This window comes from Pseudomonas sp. ok266 (assembly GCF_900110195.1).
Classification (GTDB): domain Bacteria; phylum Pseudomonadota; class Gammaproteobacteria; order Pseudomonadales; family Pseudomonadaceae; genus Aquipseudomonas; species Aquipseudomonas neuropathica.
This window is the reverse complement of sequence record NZ_FOCU01000006.1, coordinates 281,412-302,781: the sequence shown is the minus strand read 5'-3', so window position 1 is coordinate 302,781 and position 21,370 is coordinate 281,412. Positions and strand designations below refer to the sequence as shown.

The window sequence follows — 21,370 nt, the reverse complement described above, 5'->3', positions numbered from 1 at the left end:
GCGCGGCAACGGTGTTCAATTCACACGCGTACTCACGACTTCCCCGGTGGCGGTGTCCTCCAGCCAGACTTGCAGACGATTGAGGCCAACGTATTGCGAGCGCGCCATGATTTTCTGGCCCGGCTTGCCATCGAACTTCAGATCCGCATACATGAAATGTAGCGGCAATCGGTATTCCAGTTGGATGGTATAGGTGCCCGGTTTTAGCACCGCGCGCTGCGGCGAATCGTTTTTGTAGTAGTACGTGGAGAACGGGATGTTGCCGACTTTTTCATCGTTGATCCGGATGATGTTCAGGTTCGCCTCGCCGTCGGCAAAGTGCCGCTGGGGCCTGCCGGCATAGGTGTCGGTTTCGACCACGGTGTAGCGCGACTCGTCTGCTGCGGTGGTGGCGCCGACGTTGGAATACGCTGGCATTTCTGCGCAACCTTGCAGGCACAACAGCGCCATGACCAAGGGAAGGACAATCTTTTTCATCGATAAAACCTGTTTTTACTCAAAGTTGATTCACGATCAGACGGGCGTCTGACTTTATTGATCTGCTGATTGCGAGCGGGCGTTTGCCAACAGAGCGCCAGCGCTCAAGCTTTGCCCAGGCCAAACAATGAACGCAGCTTGCTGCCCCAGTTGCGCTCATAGAAGGGCGTTGTTTGCTTGAGAAAGTAATCGCTCAGCCCCAACTCACCTTCGCAGACGCGGAACAGGTCAACGGGCTCGCCATCCGGCGCCGTGTCCCCGGCGACATTGCCGGCTTCGCGCATGACCCGCTGAACATCGCCGTCCGCCTCGATCCCGACGATCAAGTGCGGTTTTTCGTCCACCGAAGTGTCGTGCATCAACGCCAGAAACCCACGCTTCACATTGCGATGTTTGGCGAGTAACTGCGTCAGCGAATGGATCATTTGTGTCGGGTATTGCGAAGGCTGGCCGAGCAGGACTTTGGTTTCTTTTTCGACGGTGCGTGAAGTGGCGGTCTGGCCGACTTCATCGGAAAGCAGATTGGCCACTTCCTGCGGGAAGAACTCTTTGCCGTAAGGCGATTTCGGGTTCAGAAAAAGCTGCGCGCCCAGCGTCATCTCGAACAGAGACCTGGCCGGCAACTCCAGATACGTCTCTTCACTGTTGATCGACTGTTGCAGGGTTTGCAGTGACGAAAAGAACGGAATGACCGAGGTGCCATCCGGTTTTTCCCAATGCGCGATGCTGATGTTGCTGCCGGCTTCGAGATTGACCACGCCGTCTGCCGTGCCCGTAGTGCCGAGGATGTAAACCGGCGAGTTCAGCAGTGTGGTGAAGAACTCAGGCCGGTGCGCGGGCTCGTCGGCGGCCAGCCTGAGCGATTTTTCCAGTGGGTTTTCTTGCGGGTTATCCATAATGTCCATCCGTGACTCGCTAGAAAGTTGCTGACTTGGGTTTTCGCCACCGGCTCGTGTCAGAGCAAACTCCACGACACCCCGACATAAACCCCCATCCCTTCACCCGGCGTAGACCGCGCAGCATCCAGTCCCTTGTCGTCATACCCCGGCGTGACCGTTGCCGCGTAGTGTTTGTTGGTCAGGTTGCGCATATCCACCCACGTCTGCCAGTCACCTTTCGGCGCGTTGTAGCCCAGCGTCGCGCCAAACAATGCGTAAGGGTCGGCGTAGTAGCTGTTGGCGTAATCCACGGCAACTTTCGACACCAGTTGCGTGTTGACCGCGGCAAAGAACCCCTGCGGCCAGTCGTAACGCAGCTCACCCTGGTAGTAGTGCATCGGCAATCCCGGCAAGCGGTTGTCACCAAAACGATCATCGTCGCGATAGTGGAAATCGCTGAAGGTATACGCCTGACGCAGGCGCAACTGGCGGCCATCGGCGGCAGACCAGAGTTGGCTGTTGAGACTCGCTTCGACACCTTGGTGCACGGTCGGGCTGGCGTTCAACTCATACGGCGTGACGGCATTGGCATCTGGCAACACCGACAACAATTCATGCCGCACTTGCGCGTAATACCACGCCAGACTCCAATCGCCGATTGTGCTGTCACCACGACCGCCCAGTTCCAGTGTGGTCGCGGTCTGGTTCTGCAGTTTGATCGGGTCTTTCTGCGTGCCGGTCGCCGCGCCATTGCCGGCGGGGAAGCGCACGTTGGAGCTGTAGATCAGCGACCACGGATGCGGCGCTTCAACCGATCGGCTGAGGTTGCCGAATACTTGCAGATCCGGGGTGATCTGGTAACGCAGGCCGAGGCGTGGCGCGTAATCCCAGTCGTTCATGCTGGTTTTGCCGCCGCTCTGCGGATAGGTCACGGCACTTTCGCGGCGGGTGTAGATAGCGGCGAGGCCAGTGGTCAGCCAAAGGTCGTCGGCGATTTCCAGGTCGTTGCCAAAGTGCAGAACGGTGTCGGAACCCTGATAGGTGAAATTGCGCATGCGCGTGCCGGGCACGTAGCTGACGGTGTTGGGCGCGGTGGGAATGCGCACGAACTCGCTGGCGCCGTCGTTGGGCAGGTGTTTGGTCACGCGCAGGCCGACGTTGCTGCGGCTTTCCATGCCGAAAATCGTGTCGCGGCGTTTGTAGTCGAAGGTGCCGCTGACGTCGGTGTAGGCGACTTTCAAGCGGTTCGGGCCTTCGCGCAGGTCCATCGGGTAGTCGTGGTAAACGAGACCGGTCTGAATGCTTGAATCGTCGTCGATGTAATAAGTGGTCTTGTTGCCGATGAACGTGCTGCCCGGCTGCTTGCGGCTGTCATCGCGTGCCACATAGGACGGATTGGCCGCGCGAGGCGAGTGCTCGATGGAGTGCTTGGTCACGCGGCCGGCGAGGTCGTTGTCGGTCTCGCGGTAACGGATATAGAAGCGGGTTTCCAGGTTCGGGTTGAAGCGATAGCCGAAGTTGGCGATCACGCCTTTGCTTTCGCTGGCGGTGTGATCCTGGTAGCCGTCGGCGTTGGAGTCGGTGAGCGACACGTAGTAATCGAAGTCGCCTAGCACTTGTCCGGAACTGACCTGGCGCTGCTGATACCCGTGGCTGCCGGTGGCGTAGCGTACCTGCAGTTTCGGTGCGTTGTAACCGGTGTGGCTGACGTAATCGATGGCGCCACCCAGCGCCAGCGAACCGCGATCAAAACCGTTGGCGCCGCGCAGTACTTCAACGTGATCGACCCACAGCGGTTCAAGCAATTCATACGGCGTGCCGCCCGGACCGCTCAGCGGCAGACCGTCGAGCATCGTGTACAGCCCCGACGCATGGGCGCCCGGCGCGCGGTTAATGCCCGAGCCACGCACCGAGATCTTCACGCCTTCGTTGCCCGCCGACTGCGCATAAACCCCGGGCTGATACGCCAGCACATCCTGATTGCTCGCCACGCGGCCCTGCAACGGCTGACGCATGTCGACCACGTTGGTGCCGCCGGGGACCTGTTCAAGACGGGTTTTGGCCTCTTCAATGCTCGCGTCTGAGCCGCTTTGCTCGTCGGCCGAAATCAGCACTTGCCCCAGTTCCAGACCTTGAGTCTCGGCCATTGCCGGGCCGGCGAGAGCCAGACCGAGCAGGGCGGCGGGCAGGGATTTGGACGCGGGCATCGAGAAAACTCCAGGCAGACAAGGGCAGGGCAATGAACAGTGCGACGCAACAAAGAACGAAGGAAACACATGGCAATTTTGCTTTTTGCCCGGCAATGGCAAACAGCACGGCATGAACTAACCTCACGTGTCTGGTGTATCCCGTCAATCAACAGTCTGTTTCTGCATTTATTGGAGAGGGCCAAGGTCATGGCAAAAGGCAAAAAGAAGGCCGCCACAGCGCCTGAAAGTCTGAAGCTGAAAAACAAGGATTACCTCGACCAGTTGCGCAAACTGCATGTCGAACTGGTCAAGTTGCAGGAATGGGTGATCGCCAAGGGCGTCAAGGTCTGCATCGTTTTTGAAGGGCGCGATGGCGCCGGCAAGGGCGGCACGATCAAGGCGTTGACCGAGCGCGTCAGCCCGCGTGTCTTTCGCGTGGTGGCGTTGCCGGCACCGACCGATCGCGAGAAAAGCCAGATGCATGTGCAGCGTTATCTGCCTTATCTACCGGCAGCGGGCGAAGTAGTGATCTTCGATCGCAGCTGGTACAACCGCGCCGGTGTCGAGCGGGTGATGGGCTTCTGCACCGACGAGCAGGCTGACAAATTTCTCAAATCGATTCCCTTGGTTGAACACGCCATCGTCCAGTCCGGAGTAATCCTGCTCAAGTACTGGCTGGAAGTCAGCCCCGAAGAGCAGACCCGCCGGCTCGAAGCGCGAATCAACGATGGTCGCAAGACCTGGAAACTGACACCCATGGACTTGAAGTCCTACAGCCGCTGGTACGACTACTCACGGGCGCGGGATGAAATGTTTAAACACTCCGACACCGAACACGCGCCGTGGCTGGTGGCCGACTCCAACGACAAGCGCCGCGCACGGCTGAACATCATCACCGATGTGCTCAGCCGCATTCCGTATGAGGATGTGAAACGCGAGAAAATCGAGCTGCCCAAACGGCAGAAACCGGGCAAGTACCGGGATCCGCATTATCCATACCGGCGCGTGGCCGAGAAGTTCTGACAAACTGCCACAATCCCTGTAGGAGTGAGCCTGCTCGCGATAGCGGTGTTTCAGCCAACACATCCGCCACAGACAATCCGCTATCGCGAGCTGGCTCACTCCTACAGGGTTCGGTGGTGTATCCGAAGCAAACAGTCCATCCGTCGACTGCGCTGAACCACTGCGCTGACCTTTCTTTCTACCGGGGAAGTCCCTCACGAGATCATTCCCGATGTTCGATCAGCGCAAACAAGAAAAACTGGCGGCATGGCGAAAGCTGGCGACGCAATCGCAGATGCGTCTGGACCCGGAAGAGCAGTACGACGAACTGCTCAAGGCAGCCGATGAAATGGAGGAGCAGGGACTGATCACCAGCGCCGAATGGCGGCAACTGGTGCGGGATGCGGGCAATGTGTTCATCGGGGATACGGGGCGATCAAACGGTTGAACCCGCCGCAAACGGCTACAGCGATGGATCCGCCCTGTAGCCGTTCAGGTCACACGACCTGTCTTCGCTTTCAACTGTGCACCTCTGGAATCCTGCAGCAACCGCGCAAACGCTGCTTTGTCGATCGGCCGGCTCATGAAGTAACCCTGCACCTCATTGCATTGATCGACCCCGAGAATATCCAGCTGTTCTTCAGTTTCGACCCCTTCGGCAGTCACGGTCAGGCCCATGGCCTTGCCCAGGCCGATGATCGCCTGCACCACCGCGCGATCGTTAGTGCCGCTGCTGATCGAGGCGATAAAACGCTTGTCGATCTTGATCCCGTCAAACGGGTAGGCGCGCAGGTAACCGAGCGATGAGTAACCGGTGCCGAAGTCGTCCATGTTCAGGCGCACACCCAATTCCTTCAGGGCATTCATGGTGGTCAGCGCGCAGTCGGTGTCGTTGAGCATCACGTTCTCGGTGATCTCCAGTTCCAGGCGACTGGCCGGGAAACGGGTCTGTACCAGCACTTCGCGAACATCCTCGACCACATCGCTGAGGGCAAATTGCGCCGGCGACAGATTGACCGAGAGCAGGATGTCTTCCGGCCAGCCGAGCGCGGTTTCGCAGGCTTCGCGCAATACCCAGCGACCCAGCGGAACGATCAGATCGGTTTGCTCCGCCAACGGAATGAACAGGTCAGGGCCGAGCAGGCCTTTGGTCGGATGTTGCCAGCGCACCAGCGCTTCGACCGAAACGATGTGCTTGCCATCGATCTTGTAGCGCGGCTGATAGTGCAGGATGAATTCGTTGTGCTTGAGCGCATGGCGCAGGTCATCCTCAAGTTGTCGGCGGGTCTGGATCTGATCGCTCATGTGCGCTTCGAAATAGCACCAGGTGTTCTTGCCCTCGGATTTGGCCTGATACAGGGCAATGTCGGCGTAACGGATCAGGTCGCTGGGCACATAACTGTGGCGCCGGCTGAGCGCGATGCCGATGCTGGCGCCGATGTGCAGCGGATGCTGCTCGAAGACCACCGGTTGATGCAGGCTGGCGATCAGGCGGGTGCAGAACTTGTCGATTTCGTGATGGCTGTCCATGCCATTAAGCACCACGATGAATTCATCGCCGCCCAGACGCGCGACGATGTCCAGTTCGCGAGTGCATTCACGCAGGCGTACGGCGACTTCCTGCAGCACGGCATCACCGGCCGGGTGGCCGAGCGAATCGTTGATCGGCTTGAAGTTGTCGAGGTCGATCATCAGCAGCGACAGCGGCGGCGCGTGCTCCTTGAGCAGCAGCGCTTCATCCAGATAACGCGCGAGTTTGTTGCGATTGGGCAGGCCGGTGAGGGCGTCGTGCATCGACAGATGCTGGATTTGCGCATGGGCTGCCACTTCGTCGGTGATGTCGCTGGCGGTGCCGCGATAGCCGATGACCGCGTGCTTGTCGAAGATCGGCCGGGCGGAGAGCCGGCAGTGGCGTTGCTGGCCGGCGTGGTCACGGTAGGTGCAACGCAAGTCACTGGCGCTGTCTTGCTCGGTGAGATTCCTCAGCCACAGTTCCAGAGGCGTGGTGTCGCAAAGCAGAAGCTGACCGATGTCTTGCCCCAGCCAGAGGGTTTGCGGGTAACCGGTCACTGCGCTGAAGCGTGCCGAAAGGTAGGTCAGTGCCAGGGTGCGGTCGACTTCCCAGATCCAGTCCGACGCGGCTTCGGCCACCGCGCGAAAGCGTTCTTCGCTGGCTTCCAGTTCGCGGTTGGCGTTCTCCAGTGCGTGATTGGAAGTCTGCATGACAGCAAAACTCTGATCGACGTACTGCGATGACCGCAACGCGTGGCGGAAGAAGTACGCGGTCAGCAGCATTAGCACCACTATCGTCGCGCCGAGTGGCGGCAACAATGACCACAATAAATGTAGCCCAGGTCGCTCCAGATCAGCGATCAGGCTGTAACCGGTGTTGTCCAGCGGTACTCGTGGGCGCTGCGGGTCGAGCGTCTCGTCCGGCGCCAGGGTCAGGTTGTTCAAGCCGTAACCGCTGCCGATCAGACGCAATTTGGTCGGCGTGAGTTTGTCGACGAACACCAGCACCGAAGTTTTCTGCGGGTCGCCGAGTGGTCGCTCATCGTTGGGAATAATCGCTGCCGCCGAGACCAGCGCCGGCCAGCCTTCGAACAGTGAATAGCGACTGACTGGCTTGGTCAGATCACCTTGGCCCAACGCTTGATCGAGTAACTCCGTGGCGCTCACCTGCACGAACGCGGACAACTCGGCATCGACCATTTGCCCGCGCACCACCGCGTAACGGGTGCCTTCACGGTTGAGCACGAACACGCCGTCATAACCGTCGGTGGTGAACAGGGTCTTGCCGAGGTTCTGCTCGGTGTAGGCCCAGTCGGTGTCGACCTGACCGCTCAAATGCTCGTAGGCCGTGGTCCAGTAGGCGTAGCTGGTGATGTAGTTTTTCGAGGCGGTGATGCGGTTTTCCAGCGCGCGAGCGGAATAGAAGCGGGTTTTGTTGATCTCGTCGTTGTCGAGGCGTTCGGCAATGCCGAGCAAGGCAACGGCGGCGGCAATCACGCCACTGACAAACAGCGCACCGACCGCGAAGGCCAGGCGGCGGGTGACGGCGCTCTGGCGCGGTGGAAGCGGGGCTGCAAAGCTGGAAAGGTCCATGTGCTCGTCCTTGATCCGCTGTCTTCTGAATCTAGAGCCACGGCGCGGGCGCAATGTTCAGATTCTTCTGGGGGACTGCATTGAAAGCGTAGTGAAACCCGCGTGATTTGCCTCCCCAAGTGCAGCGCGCCGATCAGCGGCCAATCCCGAAAGGGCAAGACTTCCCGCGCAAAAACCGGATAATGGCGGCCATTCGTTTAGCCGTATTCTGGTAATCCCGCATGGAAATCAAGGTCAATTTTCTCGACAACCTTCGACTTGAAGCCAAGTTCGACGACTTCACGGTGATCGCCGATCAGCCTATCCGCTACAAGGGCGATGGTTCGGCACCGGGGCCGTTCGACTACTTTCTGGCGTCGTCGGCGTTGTGTGCGGCGTACTTTGTGAAGTTGTACTGCGACACGCGCAGCATCCCGACGGAAAACATTCGCCTGTCGCAGAACAACATCGTCGACCCGGAAAACCGCTACAACCAGATCTTCAAGATCCAGGTGGAATTACCGGCGGACATCTCCGAGAAGGATCGTTTGGGCATCCTGCGTTCCATCGACCGCTGCACGGTGAAGAAGGTTGTGCAGACTGGGCCGGAATTCATCATCGAAGAAGTAGACAACCTCGACGCCGATGCCCAGGCCTTGTTGATGCCGGTGGGCGGTTCGGACGCAGGCACCTTCATCGCCGGCAAGGACCTGCCGCTGGAGCAGACCATCGCCAACATGTCGGGCATCCTCGCCGACCTCGGCATGAAGATTGAAATCGCCTCGTGGCGCAACATCGTGCCCAATGTCTGGTCGCTGCACATTCGCGATGCGCATTCGCCAATGTGCTTCACCAACGGCAAGGGCGCAACTAAAGAGGGCGCACTGGCCTCGGCGCTGGGCGAGTTCATCGAGCGCCTGAACTGCAATTTCTTCTACAACGACCAGTTCTGGGGCGAAGAAATCGCTAACGCCGAGTTCGTGCATTACCCGGACGAGAAGTGGTTCAAGCCAGGGCCAAAGGACGAGTTGCCGAGCGAAATTCTCGACGAGTACACCCTGAAGATTTACAACCGTGACGGCGAATTGCGTGGCTCGAACCTGTTCGACACCAACTCCGGCAACACCCAGCGTGGCATCTGCTCGCTGCCGTTCGTGCGCCAGTCCGACAACGAAGTGGTGTACTTCCCGTCCAACCTGATCGAAAACCTTTACCTCAGCAACGGCATGAGCGCCGGCAATACCCTGGCCGAAGCGCAAGTGCAGTGCCTGTCGGAGATCTTCGAGCGCGCGGTCAAACGCGAAATCCTTGAAGGCGAAATGGCCCTGCCGGACGTGCCGCAAGAAGTGCTGGAGAAATACCCGAGCATCCTCGCAGGCATCAAAGGCCTGGAAGAGCAGGGCTTCCCGGTGCTGGTCAAGGATGCGTCGCTGGGCGGCGAATTCCCGGTGATGTGCGTGACCCTGATGAACCCACGCACCGGCGGCGTGTTCGCCTCGTTCGGCGCGCACCCGAGCCTGGAAGTGGCGTTGGAGCGCAGCCTCACCGAGCTGTTGCAGGGCCGCAGTTTTGAAGGTTTGAACGACTTGCCGCAGCCGACGTTCTCCGGCCAGGCTGTCACTGAACCGAACAACTTTGTCGAGCACTTCATCGATTCCAGCGGTGTGGTGTCGTGGCGCTTCTTCAGTGCCAAACCGGACTTCGAATTCGTCGAGTGGGACTTCTCAGGCGATGGCGAAAACTCCAACGCCGAAGAGGCTGCAACGCTGTTCGGTATCCTTGAAGACATGGGCAAAGAAGTCTACATGGCGGTCTACGAGCATATCGGCGCCAAGGCCTGCCGGATTCTGGTGCCAGACTACTCGGAGATCTACCCGGTCGAAGACCTGATCTGGGACAACACCAACAAAGCCCTGCAATTCCGTGCCGACATCCTCAACCTGCACACCCTGAGCAAGGTCGGCCTGCGCAACCTCGCCCAAGGCCTGGAAAACAGCGAGCAGGACGATTACACCGAGATCACCACACTGATCGGCGTCGAGTTCGACGACAACACGCCGTGGGGCAAGCTGACCATTCTGGAACTGCGCCTGCTGATCTGCCTCGCGCTGCAGAAGTACGAGCAGGCCAAGGATCTGGTTGAAGCTTTCCTGCAATACAACGACAACACCGTTGAGCGCGGCTTGTTCTATCAAGCGGTCAACGTGGTGCTGGAGATGGAACTCGATGAAGACCTCGAGCTGGAAGACTACGAAGCCAACTTCCGCCGGATGTTCGGTGACGAGCGTATGGATGCAGCGATTGGCTCGGTCAACGGTAGCGTGCGTTTCCATGGCCTGACGCCGACGAGCATGAAGCTGGAAGGACTGGATCGGCATTTGCGCTTGATCGAGAGCTATAAAAAGCTGCACACGGCGCGGGCGAATGTGACGGCTTCTTCGCACTGACTACATTATTTCCGCTGACCAGAAAAGCCAGGCAGTTGCCTGGCTTTTCTTTACGCGCGATGTTTTGCCTATTCAGCAAAACTGCGTTGATGCAACGTCAACGAGAGTAAGGCTATCTGGAAATTTTTCGTCGATTGACAATGAAAACGCTTTTTAGCAACTGCGCAAGAAGTTGCGCAGTTGTTTCCAGAAAACATTCCTGAAAATCGCTACAGGCCACGCCGTTCAGGGCGTGCAGCCAAGTGCGCAACTTCTTGCGCAGTACTGCGCAAGAAGTTGCGCACTTACGACGACTCTTCCTGGCTGCAATAGCTACTTTTGTTGAAGTTGTTTACACAAGTTGTTGATGAACAATGGCAATGTAATGACTGGCATGAAAGTTGATATATCCAAATTCGCACGGACAGGCAATGGTGCCTGTCGCTTGTGTCTTTTGAGCAAGGAGAGCATTCCATGGCAACCCCCGCGTACATGTCCGTCACTGGCGAAAAACAAGGCCTGATCACTGCCGGCGCATTTACTGCCGATTCCGTTGGCAACACCTTTCAAGAAGGCCACGAAGACCAGGTGATGGTTCAGGCGTTCACCCACGACGTGATCATCCCGCGTGACCCGCAATCCGGTCAGCCAACCGGTCAGCGCGTGCACAAGCCAGTTGTGATCACCAAGGTCTACGACAAGGCTTCGCCGCTGCTGCAAGCAGCGCTGACCTCCGGCGAGCGCATGAGCGAAATCGTTATCCAGTGGTACCGCACTTCGGCGCAAGGCACCCAAGAGCATTACTACACCACCAAACTGGAAGACGCGATCATCGTCGCCATCAACAACAAAATGCACAACTGCCAGGATCCAGGCAACGCGCACTTCACCCACCTGGAAGAAGTGCAGTTCACCTACCGCAAAATCACCTGGACCCACGAAGTCTCCGGTACTTCGGGCTCCGATGACTGGCGTGCTCCAGTCGTTTAATCGCGGCTGATAGTGATACCGACTCGACCAGTCTGACTGGTCGAGTTCACTGTTCGATCAAGCAATTCTTCGCCTCAGGCTCTTGCACCCTGAGGCGTGTTGCAGCACTGCGCGAGGGACAAGGGAATGTTCTCACCGGCCAACCAGCCTCATTTCAATCTGACCGTTGATGGTGTCGACAGCGACTTTCAGGTGCTGTCGTTCACCGGTCGTGAGGCCCTTAACACGCCGTTCGAATTCGAGCTGGAACTGGTCAGCGAAAAGGCCTCGATCAACCTCGAAAGCGTGCTGCACAAACTGGCGTTTCTTCAGCTGTCGCCAACTGGCACTGGCATTCACGGGCTGGTCTACAGCATTGCCCAGGGCGAGGCGGGCAAGCGCCTGACGCGCTACAAGATTTACCTGCGCCCGCAACTGGCCTACCTCGCGCATCGAGTCAACCAGCGCATCTTCCAGCAGATGACCGTGCAGCAGATCATCAGCCAGGTGCTGGAAGAGCACGGCATTCTCGCCAGCGATTACCACTTCCAGCTCAGCGCGATTTATCCGGAACGGATCTACTGCGTGCAGTACGACGAATCGGACCTGGATTTCATCCAGCGCCTGTGTGAAGAAGAGGGCATTCACTACCACTTCCAGCACACCGCCAGCGGCCACAAACTTACCTTCGGCGATGACCAGACGGTGTTCCCGAAACTCGCGCCAGTGGCCTATCAGCAGGACTCCGGACTGGTCGCCGACAAACCGGTGGTCAAGCGCTTCGGCCTGCGTTTGGCCACCCGCACCAGCCGCACCACGCGGCGCGATTACGACTTCGTCAAACCGAAGATCGAGCTGGAAAGCGACGCCAAAAGCAGCGCGCAGCCGGACCTCGAGGACTACGATTACCCGGGTCGTTTCGTTGATCGCGAGCGCGGCAAACACCTGGCCAATCGCGCGCTGGAACGTCATCGCAGCGACTATCGTCTGGCCGAAGGCAACAGCGATCAGCCGATTCTGGTCAGCGGACATTTCCTTGCCCTGACCGAGCACGCCAACTCGACCTGGAACGACCTGTGGCTGCTCACCGAAATCTTCCACGAGGGCAAACAACCGCAAGTACTGGAAGAGTCGGTGACCAGCGACACCACCGACCTCAAGGACGATTTCCATCAGGGCTACCGCAACCGCTTCAGCGCGATCCCGTGGGACGTGCCATACCGTCCGCCGCTCGATCACCCGAAACCAAAAGTCCTCGGCACCCAGAGTGCCGTGGTCTGCGGCCCGGAAGGCGAAGAGATCTACTGCGACCAGTATGGCCGGGTCAAGGTGCAGTTCTTCTGGGACCGCGAAGGCAAGCACGACGACATGACCAGTTGCTGGATGCGGGTGGCATCGAGCTGGGCGGCGGAAACCTTTGGTTCGATCAATATTCCGCGGGTTGGCATGGAGGTGTTGATCACCTTCCTCGAGGGCGATCCCGATCAGCCGCTGATCACCGGTTGCCTGTACCACGGCGCGAATCTACCGCCGTACAAGCTGCCGGATTTCAAGACCCTGGCCACGGTCAAGAGCAAGGAATACAAGGGCAGCCGCGCCAACGAACTGCGCATCGACGACACCACCAGCGAGATCAGCATCGCGCTGCGCAGTGATCACGGCGCGAGCGCGATCAACCTCGGTTACCTGACCCATCCGCGCCCAAGCGGTGGTCAGCCGCGCGGTGAAGGTTTCGAGTTGCGAACCGACCGCCAAGGTGCGGTGCGTGCGGCCGCCGGCCTTCTCATAACGACTGAGCCGCGTCCAAACGAATCGAAGCACCACAAGGATCTGCCGGAAACCGCCGAGCGTCTCGCGACTGCGAGCGATCAGCAAGATGGATTCGCCGTTCAAGCCAAAGAGTTGCAAGCCCAGGAGGCGGGCGACCAGGACGACGTGGCCAAGGCCTTGCACGCGCAGCATCAAGGCGTGCTCGGCAGCGGTCCGGCAAACCTCACCGCCAACGAATTTCCCGAGTTCACCGAGCCGCATCTGGTTCTCGCCAGCCCGGCCGGCATCGCCCTGTCCACGCCGCGCTCCAGCCACATCGCCACTGGCGAACATTTGGCATTGAGCAGCACCGGCCACACCAGCCTGTCGATCGGCAAACGCCTGCTGGCCAGCGCCAGTCGGGGCATGCGCCTGTTCGTGCAAAGCATGGGCTGGCGCTTGGTCGCGGCCTCCGGCGACATCGATGTGCGCGCGCTGAAGGACAGCATCAACCTGCTGGCCAAACTCAACATCACCGCCAACGCCGACCGCATCACCATCACCGCGAAAACCGAACTGGTGATCCAGGGCGGCGGCAGCGCCACCACCTACAACGCCGGCGGCATCACCCACGCCACCAGCGGCCCGTACACCGCGCACGCGGCGAACTTCGCCTACACCGGCGCGAAATCTTTGGCCGGGATATTCCCGGAACCGCCGAAACCGGGCAAGGGCAACCTGGAATTGTTCAACCAGTACGCCGGGCGTCAGGGCATCAAGGAAGGCGATTATGAAGTCATCGATGCCCTGGGCAAAAGCATCAAGGGCAAGCTCGATGGCAAAGGTTTCGCCAGCGTCACCGGCGCCGCACCGGGGCCGGCGCAAGTGCTGTTCGGCAAGGATCCGGCGGATACGTGGAGCGATGGCAGTTACATCGGCAAACCTGAGTGGCCGTTGAATCCGCCGGGGGCTGAAGACGTGCCGAGCCAAGTGCAGGCGATGGTCGCGCAGGTCTTGCCGAGCAAGAGTTGGGACATGTTGGAGAAGGGCAAGGACATGGCGCAAACAGGGATGAGTGCGATGCAGACGGCGCAAGGTGCGATGCAAACAGCGCAGCAGGTTAAGGGTGTTGTGCAGGGTGGCGCGGCTGGATTGCCGAAATTGGCGAGTGCGGCGTTGCCGAGTGCGTCGAGCATCCTCGGCGCCGCGAGCAAGAACGGCAAGTTGCCGAGTTTGCCTGCCGTTTCGTTGCCCAAAAACGCGATTCAAACGCCCGGCCTGAGTCCGGCCTCAAGCTTGCTGCCAGATGAGTTCATGTCATGACTACTCCGACTCCTGCGCCCGATAAAAAACGTGAACCCCAGGTTGCTGTCGTTCCGCTCAACACCATCGATATTCAAGACGTCGGTCGCGGCGCCGCCAAATTCGATGCCTGGCTGCAGTCGATCAGTGGCGGGGTTGTCACGCTCGACCGTGTGAAGAACGTTGCCGGCGCCTTGCCGGTGGTGGGTAACATCATGGCGCTGGTCGACGCCCTTGGCGACATCGTGACCCTGGCCAAAAGCAAGCAGCGCCAAGTGCTGGACTGGGTCAGCCTGGGGATCAACCTGATTGGCGTACTGCCGGCCCCTCCAACCATGGCATCGGCACGCATGACGCTGCGTCCGACATTGGGCCTGGTGCGCCAGGAACTGCGTAACAGCGCGAAGATGCTTCTGGGTGATTCGCTGATCGAAGTGTTGATCGGGCATTTGAACGCGACCATTGTCGGCACGATCGATGACTTCGTAAAACAGGCGCAGCCCAAACTCGCTGGCATTCTCGACGACGCTGGCAAACTGGGCCAGAGCGCGGTGAACGAGATTGCCAAGGGGCTGGAAACCGTCGTCAATGGCAAACTCGATGCCAAGGGCGACCTCAACGCTGCGGGTTCAAAGATCACGGCGGCGCGCAGCCAGTTACTGCATGACCCCAAAGCGGCCATCGGCAACATCTTTGGTGCAGCGTTCAGTGCCTACAAGGCCGCCGGCAAAGGCGTAGCCAACAGCGCAGCGAAAAACCTGCTGCCGGAAAAAGCCAAGGCATTGGTGCTCAGCAATACGTCCATGCTGCGGACTTTGGGCGTAGAGCTGCGAACACAGCTGAAGAAGCTCAGCGATCCGGGTGTTCAACACTCCATCGGCTGGCTGTTGCAGATGCTCGGTGGCGCCGTGGTCACCTGGCGTAAGCGCAAGGCGCATGGTCAGAGTACGAACGTCAAACCCGGCGGCACCACCCAGGCCAAGCGCAAGGCCGGGGAAGGTCAGCTTGAGATGCAGTCCAAGCAAGCCGGGGCGAAAGCCGACCCTAATTGCAGAAAAAACGTGGTGTGCCCGATTACCGCGCACAGCATCAGTTTCTCGATGGGCTCGGAGACTTTCCGTCACACTGATTTCAGCCTGCCGGGCCCGTTCCCGATCAACTGGACGCGCACGTATTACTCGCGCCTGGAGGCCTATGACAAAGGGGACATGGGCGCTCGCTGGATTACCGAATTCACCACCCGTTTCGATCGCGTCGATGACGGCCTGGTGTTTCACGCGGCAGATGGACGTAGCCACAATTACCCACTGCCCAAAGTCGGTGAGGCCCATTACGACCCGGTTGAAAGCCTGACGCTGGTGCGGGTCGACGAAAACCGGCTGGTGCTGTGCAGCGGTATCGAGCGCAAGGAAACCTACGTGCGCCGCGGTCAGCGTTACGTGCTGATCGGTATCGTCCTGCGCAGCGGTGCCGGGGTCATGCTTCACTACGAACACCGTCATGACGACGAGGCGGTGTTGTCGGATCTGATTACCTACGAAGGCGATATCAGCAACGTCCACTTGCAGCTCGGCACCCTGCTCGACGCGCAAGGACACCTGATCGGTCTCTGGGAAATTCGCGACGGTGCACCCAAGCGTCAATTGTGTGCCTATCGCTACGACACCAGCGGTGATCTGATCCAGGCCCAGGATGAAAACGGCGCGGCCTGGAATTATCAATACCAGCACCATCTGGTCACGCGTTACACCGATCGCACCGGGCGCGGGATGAACCTGCAATGGCAAGGTCAGGGCGCTGATGCCAAAGCCGTCCGCGAATGGGCGGATGACGGCAGTTTCGATACCCGGCTGGAATGGGACGAAAACATCCGCCTGACGTATGTCACCGATGCCCATGGCAACGAGACCTGGCACTACTACGACATCCTTGGCTACACCTATCGCATTCGACACCCGGATGAACGCTCGGAATGGCTGTTTCGCGATGAGGCGAAAAACGTCGTGCGCCATGTGCACACCGACGGCAGCATCGACCGCTTCAGCTATGACGAACGGGGCAATGTGCTTGAGCATATTCGTGCCGACGACACCGTCGTGCATTTTGCGTATGACGATCAAGATCAGTTGATCAAGATCAGCGACGCCGAAGGCGGGCTCTGGCTGCGCGACTATGATGCTCACGGCAATCTGGAGAAAGCCATTGACCCATTGGGCAACCAGACCGAATACGCCTACACCTCGGCAGGCCTGCTCAAAGCGATCAAGGACGCCAACGGCGCCGAGAAGAAACTTGAATACAACGATGCCGGTCAACTGACGAAATATACCGACTGCTCCGGCAAGGCCAGTACCTGGGAGTACAACAGTCTTGGGCAGTTGATTTGCTTCACCGACGCGGCCGGGCAAAGTACCGAGTACCAATACCGTGCCGGCCAGCGGGTGCTGATCAGGCATCCGGATAAAACCGAAGAACGTTTCACTTACGATGCTGAAGGTCGTTTGCTGGCGCATGTCGACGGGCTGGACCGCTGCACCTCCTGGCGTTACACGGCTGCGGGGCTGGTGGCCGAGCGAGTGGATGCCACGGAGCAGACGTTGCGCTATCGCTGGGACCGACTGGGGCGGCTGACCGCCCTGGAAAACGAGAACCAGCAGCGGGTGCAGTTCGAGTACGATCCGGTAGGGCGCTTGCTCCATGAAACCGGCTTCGATGGGCGCAGCAAACACTATCGCTATGACACCGAGACCGGGCGATTGGCCTCCATTCGCGACGGCGAGCGCCTCACCGAATTCCAGTTTGACCCGATGAACCGGATGATCAGCCGTTTGGCGACGCAGGGCAGCGAGTCGCAAGCGGAAACCTTCGCCTACGATGGTAACGGCAACCTGGTGCTGGCCAGTAACGATCAGAGCCGCTTGCAGTGGTTCCATGACCCGGCTGGCAACCTGCTGCGCGAACATCAGCATTTTCTGGGGTTGGAAAAACCCTCGGTCGCGATCTGGCGACATGAATACGATGCGCTCAATCAGCGAGTGGCCACGCTGCGTCCGGACGGTCATCGGGTCAGTTGGCTGACTTACGGCAGCGGTCATCTGTTGGGCATGCGCCTCGATGAACATGACCTTATCGGTTTCGAGCGCGACGACCTGCATCGTGAAGTTGCGCGGCATCAGGGCAATCATCTGTTGCAAACCCAGCAGTGGGACCCCGCCGGACGTTTGCAGGAGCAACTGCTGGGGCGCGCCGACGATAAGCGCACTGTCCTCAAACGCGAGTATCAGTACGATGCGGCAGGTCAGTTGCGCGGTATTGACGATACTCGCCGAGGGACGTTGGCTTATCAATACGACCCGGTCGGTCGTCTGCTTCAGGCGAGCAGTCGCCTGGGTGTGGAAACCTTTGCCTTCGACCCGGCTGGCAATCTGCTCGACGATACGGCCCGGCAAACCCGACGCCCGCTGGATCAGGACCCGACCCGCAGCAAGCTTCTGGATAACCTGCTGCGCGAGTACGCCGGCACTCATTATGAGTATGACGAGCGGGGCAACCTGATCCAGCGCTGGCATAACGGCAGTTACAGCCGGCTGCGCTGGGATCTGTTCGACCGTCTGGTGCATTTTGACGACGCCCGTCTGGAGGTCGATTACGCCTACGATGCGCTGGGCCGCAGGGTTTACAAACACTCCCGTGCGCACTTTAAACAGCACCCTGAAGCCGGCTCTCAATGGAACCATCACGAATACGCACGCAAGCAGCGCGAGTCGGGTTGCGGCTTCACGTTATACGGTTGGGACGGTGACGTTCTAGCCTGGGAAAGTAGCCTGGCACAGGTGGATGGTGACTATGGTCGTACCGTGCATTACGTGTACGAGCCTGGCACCTTTGTGCCTGTCGTTCAGGCACTGCGGCATCAGGCAATCAAACTGTCGGAGCAGCCCGACTACAGCGACGAATATCGACTGGACGATGATCCGTTGTGGAACCACGCACCCAAGGCCCAACCGATCGATGAGTTGAGCTGGTATCAGTGCGATCACTTGGGCACGCCACAGGAACTGACTGACCAGCGAGGTGAAATCGTCTGGAGTGCGCAATACAAGGCGTGGGGCCAAGTTCAGGAACAGCGTTCAGATCGTGCCAGGCAACAAGGGCTGACGAATCCACTGCGTTTTCAGGGGCAGTACCATGACCATGAGACGGGCCTGCATTACAACCGCTACAGGTACTACGATCCGCAGGTCGGTCGTTTCATCAGCAAAGACCCGATCAGCTATGCCGGTGGCTTGAATCTTTATGTCTATGCACCAAACCCGACGGGCTGGATCGATCCGCTGGGCCTGGAAACCTGTGATCCACGGCAGCAACTGGCTGACCGCAGGAAAGCCTTGGGTCTACCCGTCGCAGGTTCTGCCAATGACACATCGACATTGTCTTTATTGAGGGTCAATGGTCAGAGTTTCGAGGGTATAAACTCAGGTGATCAGAATCCCAAGACGGCGATTACCCTCGATCGGGTAAATGCGCAAACCAAAACCCACGCGGAGGCTGAAGCGGTGCAACATGCCGTGAATGCGGGCATGGCAGGTAAAGCCGAAAGTGCCGAAATGTGGGTCGACCGCGATCCGTGCAAGGCTTGTGGGTTGCCGGGCGCAGGGGGTATTCGTTCACTGGCTCGAAATCTGGGATGTAATATTACCGTGCATTCACCCAGTGGCAGCCGAACTTACACACCAACGAAGTAGTGATCATGAAGCTGGAAAAAATCATAGAAGACGAAGCAAAGGGCGAGACTTTCAAAGAGCGAGAGCACTTGAGTCCCGACCGCGCAAAGGTACTCGAAACTCTGGATCGACTGGATGGAAAGGCGTGCAGTTCGACACTGTTTTTGCTCGATGACGATAACTACATGAGCGTGGGCGGGGGGAACGACCATCGCTATGTTGTGTTTATCGCGGTCAACGTCGACGAGAAGCTGTACACACTGACTACTCCTGATGCATCAAGCGATGAGACGGTTGATGTCGTCGTCGGTGGGCAGTCCGGGAGTTACCCGAAAAACCAGGTTGTCGGCAAAGAAAGTGCCCGGAAAGCGTTGCTGTATTTTTGCGAACACGGCAAAGCGGACCCGGGATTGGCGTGGGAGATTGAAGAATGAGGGGGCGAAGGTCAGACCGTCGGGCCTGATTGAACGGCAAAGGAGTGATGCTGTGAAAGACGCGATTCGCTTGGGTGACTCCACCACGCATGGTGGCACGGTCCTTGAGGCATTCTCTCAAACCGATCTCAATGGCAAGCCCATTGCCGGTGTCGGACACAAGGTAAGCTGCCCTCTGTGCAAAGGGATTTTCCCCATCGCCGAGGGCAGTAGCACTTACACCGTTGATGGCACGCCTGTGGCGTTGGACGGCATGAAAACCGCTTGTGGCGCCGCCCTGATTGCCAGCGGCCCCAAAGGGGCTGTGGTCAGTTGAACAGTCGCCAGGGCCTGCCGGTAACGGTTTGACAAGCCAGGCAGTCTCGCCAGGTTTATCGCCCGTGTGCCGCATCCGCCAGTTGCCCGGTATCGACACGCACAAATACCGAATCGCCCACCGCCGTCAGCACTTCCCCGGCAAACACCTCGCAGATCACCCGGGTCTTGCGCCCGACGTCACCCTCGACTTTCGCGCGCAGAGTCAGCGTCACGCCCATCGGTGTCGGCTTGATGAATTTGATGCCGAGGTTACCGGTGACGCAGTCGATGCGCGGCAGGCTACCGGGTTCGCGGTGTTCGGCGCGGTAGTGGTAGGCCATGGCCGTCCAGTTGGAATGGCAGTCGACCAGCATCGCGAGCAGGCCGCCGTAGACCAGGTCCGGCCAGCCGCAGTACTTGGCGTCCGGCAGGTGTTCGGCGATCACGTGAACACCGTCTTCGTGCCAGCGGCTTTTGACGTGCAGACCGTGCGGGTTGCGGCCACCGCAGCCGTAGCAAACGCCTTCGGGTGCTGCGAGGTCTTGCAAAGGGGTAACGAGGCTGGACATGGTTTTTATTATCCTGGAGGGGTGAGTCCGGTCAGGCGCAGACGATTGCGTCCGCCGCGTTTCGATTCGTAGAGGGCGGCGTCGCCTTGTTCGATCAGCGCCGTCAGGTGCGCGGGCGGCTTGTCGAATAGGCTAGCGCCGATGCTCAGGGTCACCGCAGCGGTGGTCGGGAACGTCTGGGAGGTCATGCTCAGAAACTGCTCACGCAACGCGTTGCCCAGTTCCATGACGCGCTCACCTGAGGTGCTGCTGAGCAAAATGACGAACTCGTCACCGCCCAGGCGTGCGGTCAGCGCATTGCGCGGCAGCACCGAGCGGATCATCTCGCTCAAGGTAATCAGCAAACGATCGCCGGCGGTGTGGCCGTATTGGTCGTTGACCAGTTTGAAGTTGTCGATGTCGATCAGCAGCAAGGCGCCGGGATGCGCCGGCGAAACCTGTTCGAACAGGCGCGGCGCGCGTTTTTCCAGGGCGCGGCGGTTATACAAAGCGGTCAGCGGGTCGCGTTCGGCGAGGCGGGCGATCTGTTTTTCGCGGCGATAACGCTCGGTGCCGGTCATCGACAGGGCGATCAACATGATTGCCATCGCGCCCTCGACCAGGGAAATCTGAATGATCTCGCCGCGAAACGCCGCCAGATCGATCAGCGTGCCGGGGATCACCACAGTCAGCGCTTTGGCCACGTAGAAAAGCCCGTGACCGAGCAGCACATAGCGCAACTGCACCGCGCCGACGCTCAACGATTTGCCATGGGGGCGCAGCAGCGAGCTGGCCTTGAGGGTCGACAGCGCCACCAGCAACGAATTGGCCGCCAGCATGACCTTCGACCACAGCGGCCCCTCCGGCAACAGCAGCAAGACCAGCCAGGTGACAAAGATCAGGTACCAGGCCGTCGACAAGCGTATCTGCGTGAAACGCGCCACGCCGAGCAGAAACAGGAAATGCGCGGTCACCAGCAGGCCGTTGGCGAACCAGATGCCGATCAGCAAAAAGCCGCTGCTGCGTAGCAGGGCCAGGGTGGAACCGACCGTGATGGTGGCGAAACCGGCGCTCCAGAACAGCAGCGAAGGCTCACGAATGCTGCGCCATTCGATCGCCAGGTACAGCGCTGCGGCGGCTGCGAGGGCGATGGAAAGGGTCAGCATCGTAGGTGGGTCGAGCGGCATTTCTTGATGAGCCTGTCTGAGTGGCAGTTTGACCGGCGATTGTAAGCGTTCGGGCGGTTTTTTCGCAGAGGTCGTGTTGCCGCGCAGATCATTGGCAGCGGGGA

General features: G+C 59.3%; 14 protein-coding genes. 8 read left to right on the top strand and 6 right to left on the bottom strand.

What is annotated here, in order from left to right:
* Positions 1-15: 15 nt before the first annotated feature.
* The 3 genes from BMY54_RS13410 to BMY54_RS13400 form a co-directional block, all read right to left on the bottom strand.
* Entirely contained in the window at positions 16-477 is a 462-nt protein-coding gene (locus BMY54_RS13410; RefSeq protein WP_093433250.1) for a hypothetical protein, read from the bottom strand.
* A 104-nt stretch (positions 478-581) separates the two neighbouring features.
* Positions 582-1,373: an enhanced serine sensitivity protein SseB gene (sseB, locus tag BMY54_RS13405; protein WP_093433247.1), complete on the bottom strand. Its 792-nt coding sequence runs from the start codon at positions 1,371-1,373 to the stop codon at positions 582-584.
* A 59-nt stretch (positions 1,374-1,432) separates the two neighbouring features.
* Positions 1,433-3,562, bottom strand: a complete 2,130-nt coding sequence (locus BMY54_RS13400) for a TonB-dependent receptor family protein (RefSeq protein ID WP_093433243.1) — start codon at positions 3,560-3,562, stop codon at positions 1,433-1,435.
* 189 nt (positions 3,563-3,751) lie between these two features.
* Here BMY54_RS13400 and ppk2 point away from each other — a divergent pair, with 189 nt between their 5' ends.
* Together ppk2 and BMY54_RS13390 are read left to right on the top strand one after the other, a co-directional pair.
* Entirely contained in the window at positions 3,752-4,567 is an 816-nt protein-coding gene (ppk2, locus tag BMY54_RS13395; RefSeq protein WP_093433236.1) for a polyphosphate kinase 2, read from the top strand.
* A 211-nt stretch (positions 4,568-4,778) separates the two neighbouring features.
* Positions 4,779-4,994, top strand: a complete 216-nt coding sequence (locus BMY54_RS13390) for a hypothetical protein (RefSeq protein WP_093433233.1) — start codon at positions 4,779-4,781, stop codon at positions 4,992-4,994.
* A gap of 44 nt (positions 4,995-5,038) precedes the next feature.
* Here the strand turns inward: BMY54_RS13390 and BMY54_RS13385 are convergent, their stop codons facing one another.
* On the bottom strand, positions 5,039-7,651 hold the full coding sequence (locus BMY54_RS13385; RefSeq protein WP_093433230.1) for a bifunctional diguanylate cyclase/phosphodiesterase: 2,613 nt from the start codon (positions 7,649-7,651) through the stop codon (positions 5,039-5,041).
* A 221-nt stretch (positions 7,652-7,872) separates the two neighbouring features.
* Between BMY54_RS13385 and BMY54_RS13380 the strand changes: the two genes are divergently transcribed.
* The 6 genes from BMY54_RS13380 (at position 7,873) to BMY54_RS13355 (ending at position 19,550) form a co-directional block, all read left to right on the top strand.
* Positions 7,873-10,077, top strand: a complete 2,205-nt coding sequence (locus tag BMY54_RS13380; protein WP_093433227.1) for an OsmC domain/YcaO domain-containing protein — start codon at positions 7,873-7,875, stop codon at positions 10,075-10,077.
* A 453-nt stretch (positions 10,078-10,530) separates the two neighbouring features.
* The gene (locus BMY54_RS13375; RefSeq protein WP_008084998.1) at positions 10,531-11,046 is read left to right on the top strand and encodes an Hcp family type VI secretion system effector; all 516 of its coding nucleotides are present in this window, start codon (positions 10,531-10,533) and stop codon (positions 11,044-11,046) included.
* A 126-nt stretch (positions 11,047-11,172) separates the two neighbouring features.
* Positions 11,173-14,097 (top strand): type VI secretion system Vgr family protein, encoded by a 2,925-nt coding sequence (locus BMY54_RS13370; RefSeq protein WP_093433224.1) that lies wholly within the window; start codon positions 11,173-11,175, stop codon positions 14,095-14,097.
* On the top strand, positions 14,094-18,821 hold the full coding sequence (locus BMY54_RS13365) for an RHS repeat-associated core domain-containing protein (protein WP_093433221.1): 4,728 nt from the start codon (positions 14,094-14,096) through the stop codon (positions 18,819-18,821). The genes BMY54_RS13370 and BMY54_RS13365 overlap by 4 nt, the downstream gene beginning before the upstream one ends.
* Positions 18,822-18,826: 5 nt before the next feature.
* On the top strand, positions 18,827-19,234 hold the full coding sequence (locus tag BMY54_RS13360) for an Imm1 family immunity protein (RefSeq protein ID WP_093433218.1): 408 nt from the start codon (positions 18,827-18,829) through the stop codon (positions 19,232-19,234).
* Between the two features lie 52 nt (positions 19,235-19,286).
* A complete protein-coding gene (locus BMY54_RS13355) occupies positions 19,287-19,550 on the top strand; it encodes a PAAR domain-containing protein (protein WP_093433215.1) in 264 nt (87 codons plus the stop codon).
* Positions 19,551-19,605: 55 nt separating this feature from the next.
* Here BMY54_RS13355 and BMY54_RS13350 read toward each other — a convergent pair whose 3' ends face one another.
* Together BMY54_RS13350 and BMY54_RS13345 are read right to left on the bottom strand one after the other, a co-directional pair.
* Positions 19,606-20,100 carry a PaaI family thioesterase gene (locus BMY54_RS13350; protein ID WP_093433212.1) on the bottom strand — a complete coding sequence of 165 codons (495 nt, stop codon included), beginning with the start codon at positions 20,098-20,100 and terminating at the stop codon, positions 19,606-19,608.
* A gap of 8 nt (positions 20,101-20,108) precedes the next feature.
* The gene (locus tag BMY54_RS13345) at positions 20,109-21,266 is read right to left on the bottom strand and encodes a GGDEF domain-containing protein (RefSeq protein ID WP_093433209.1); all 1,158 of its coding nucleotides are present in this window, start codon (positions 21,264-21,266) and stop codon (positions 20,109-20,111) included.
* Positions 21,267-21,370: the final 104 nt, after the last annotated feature.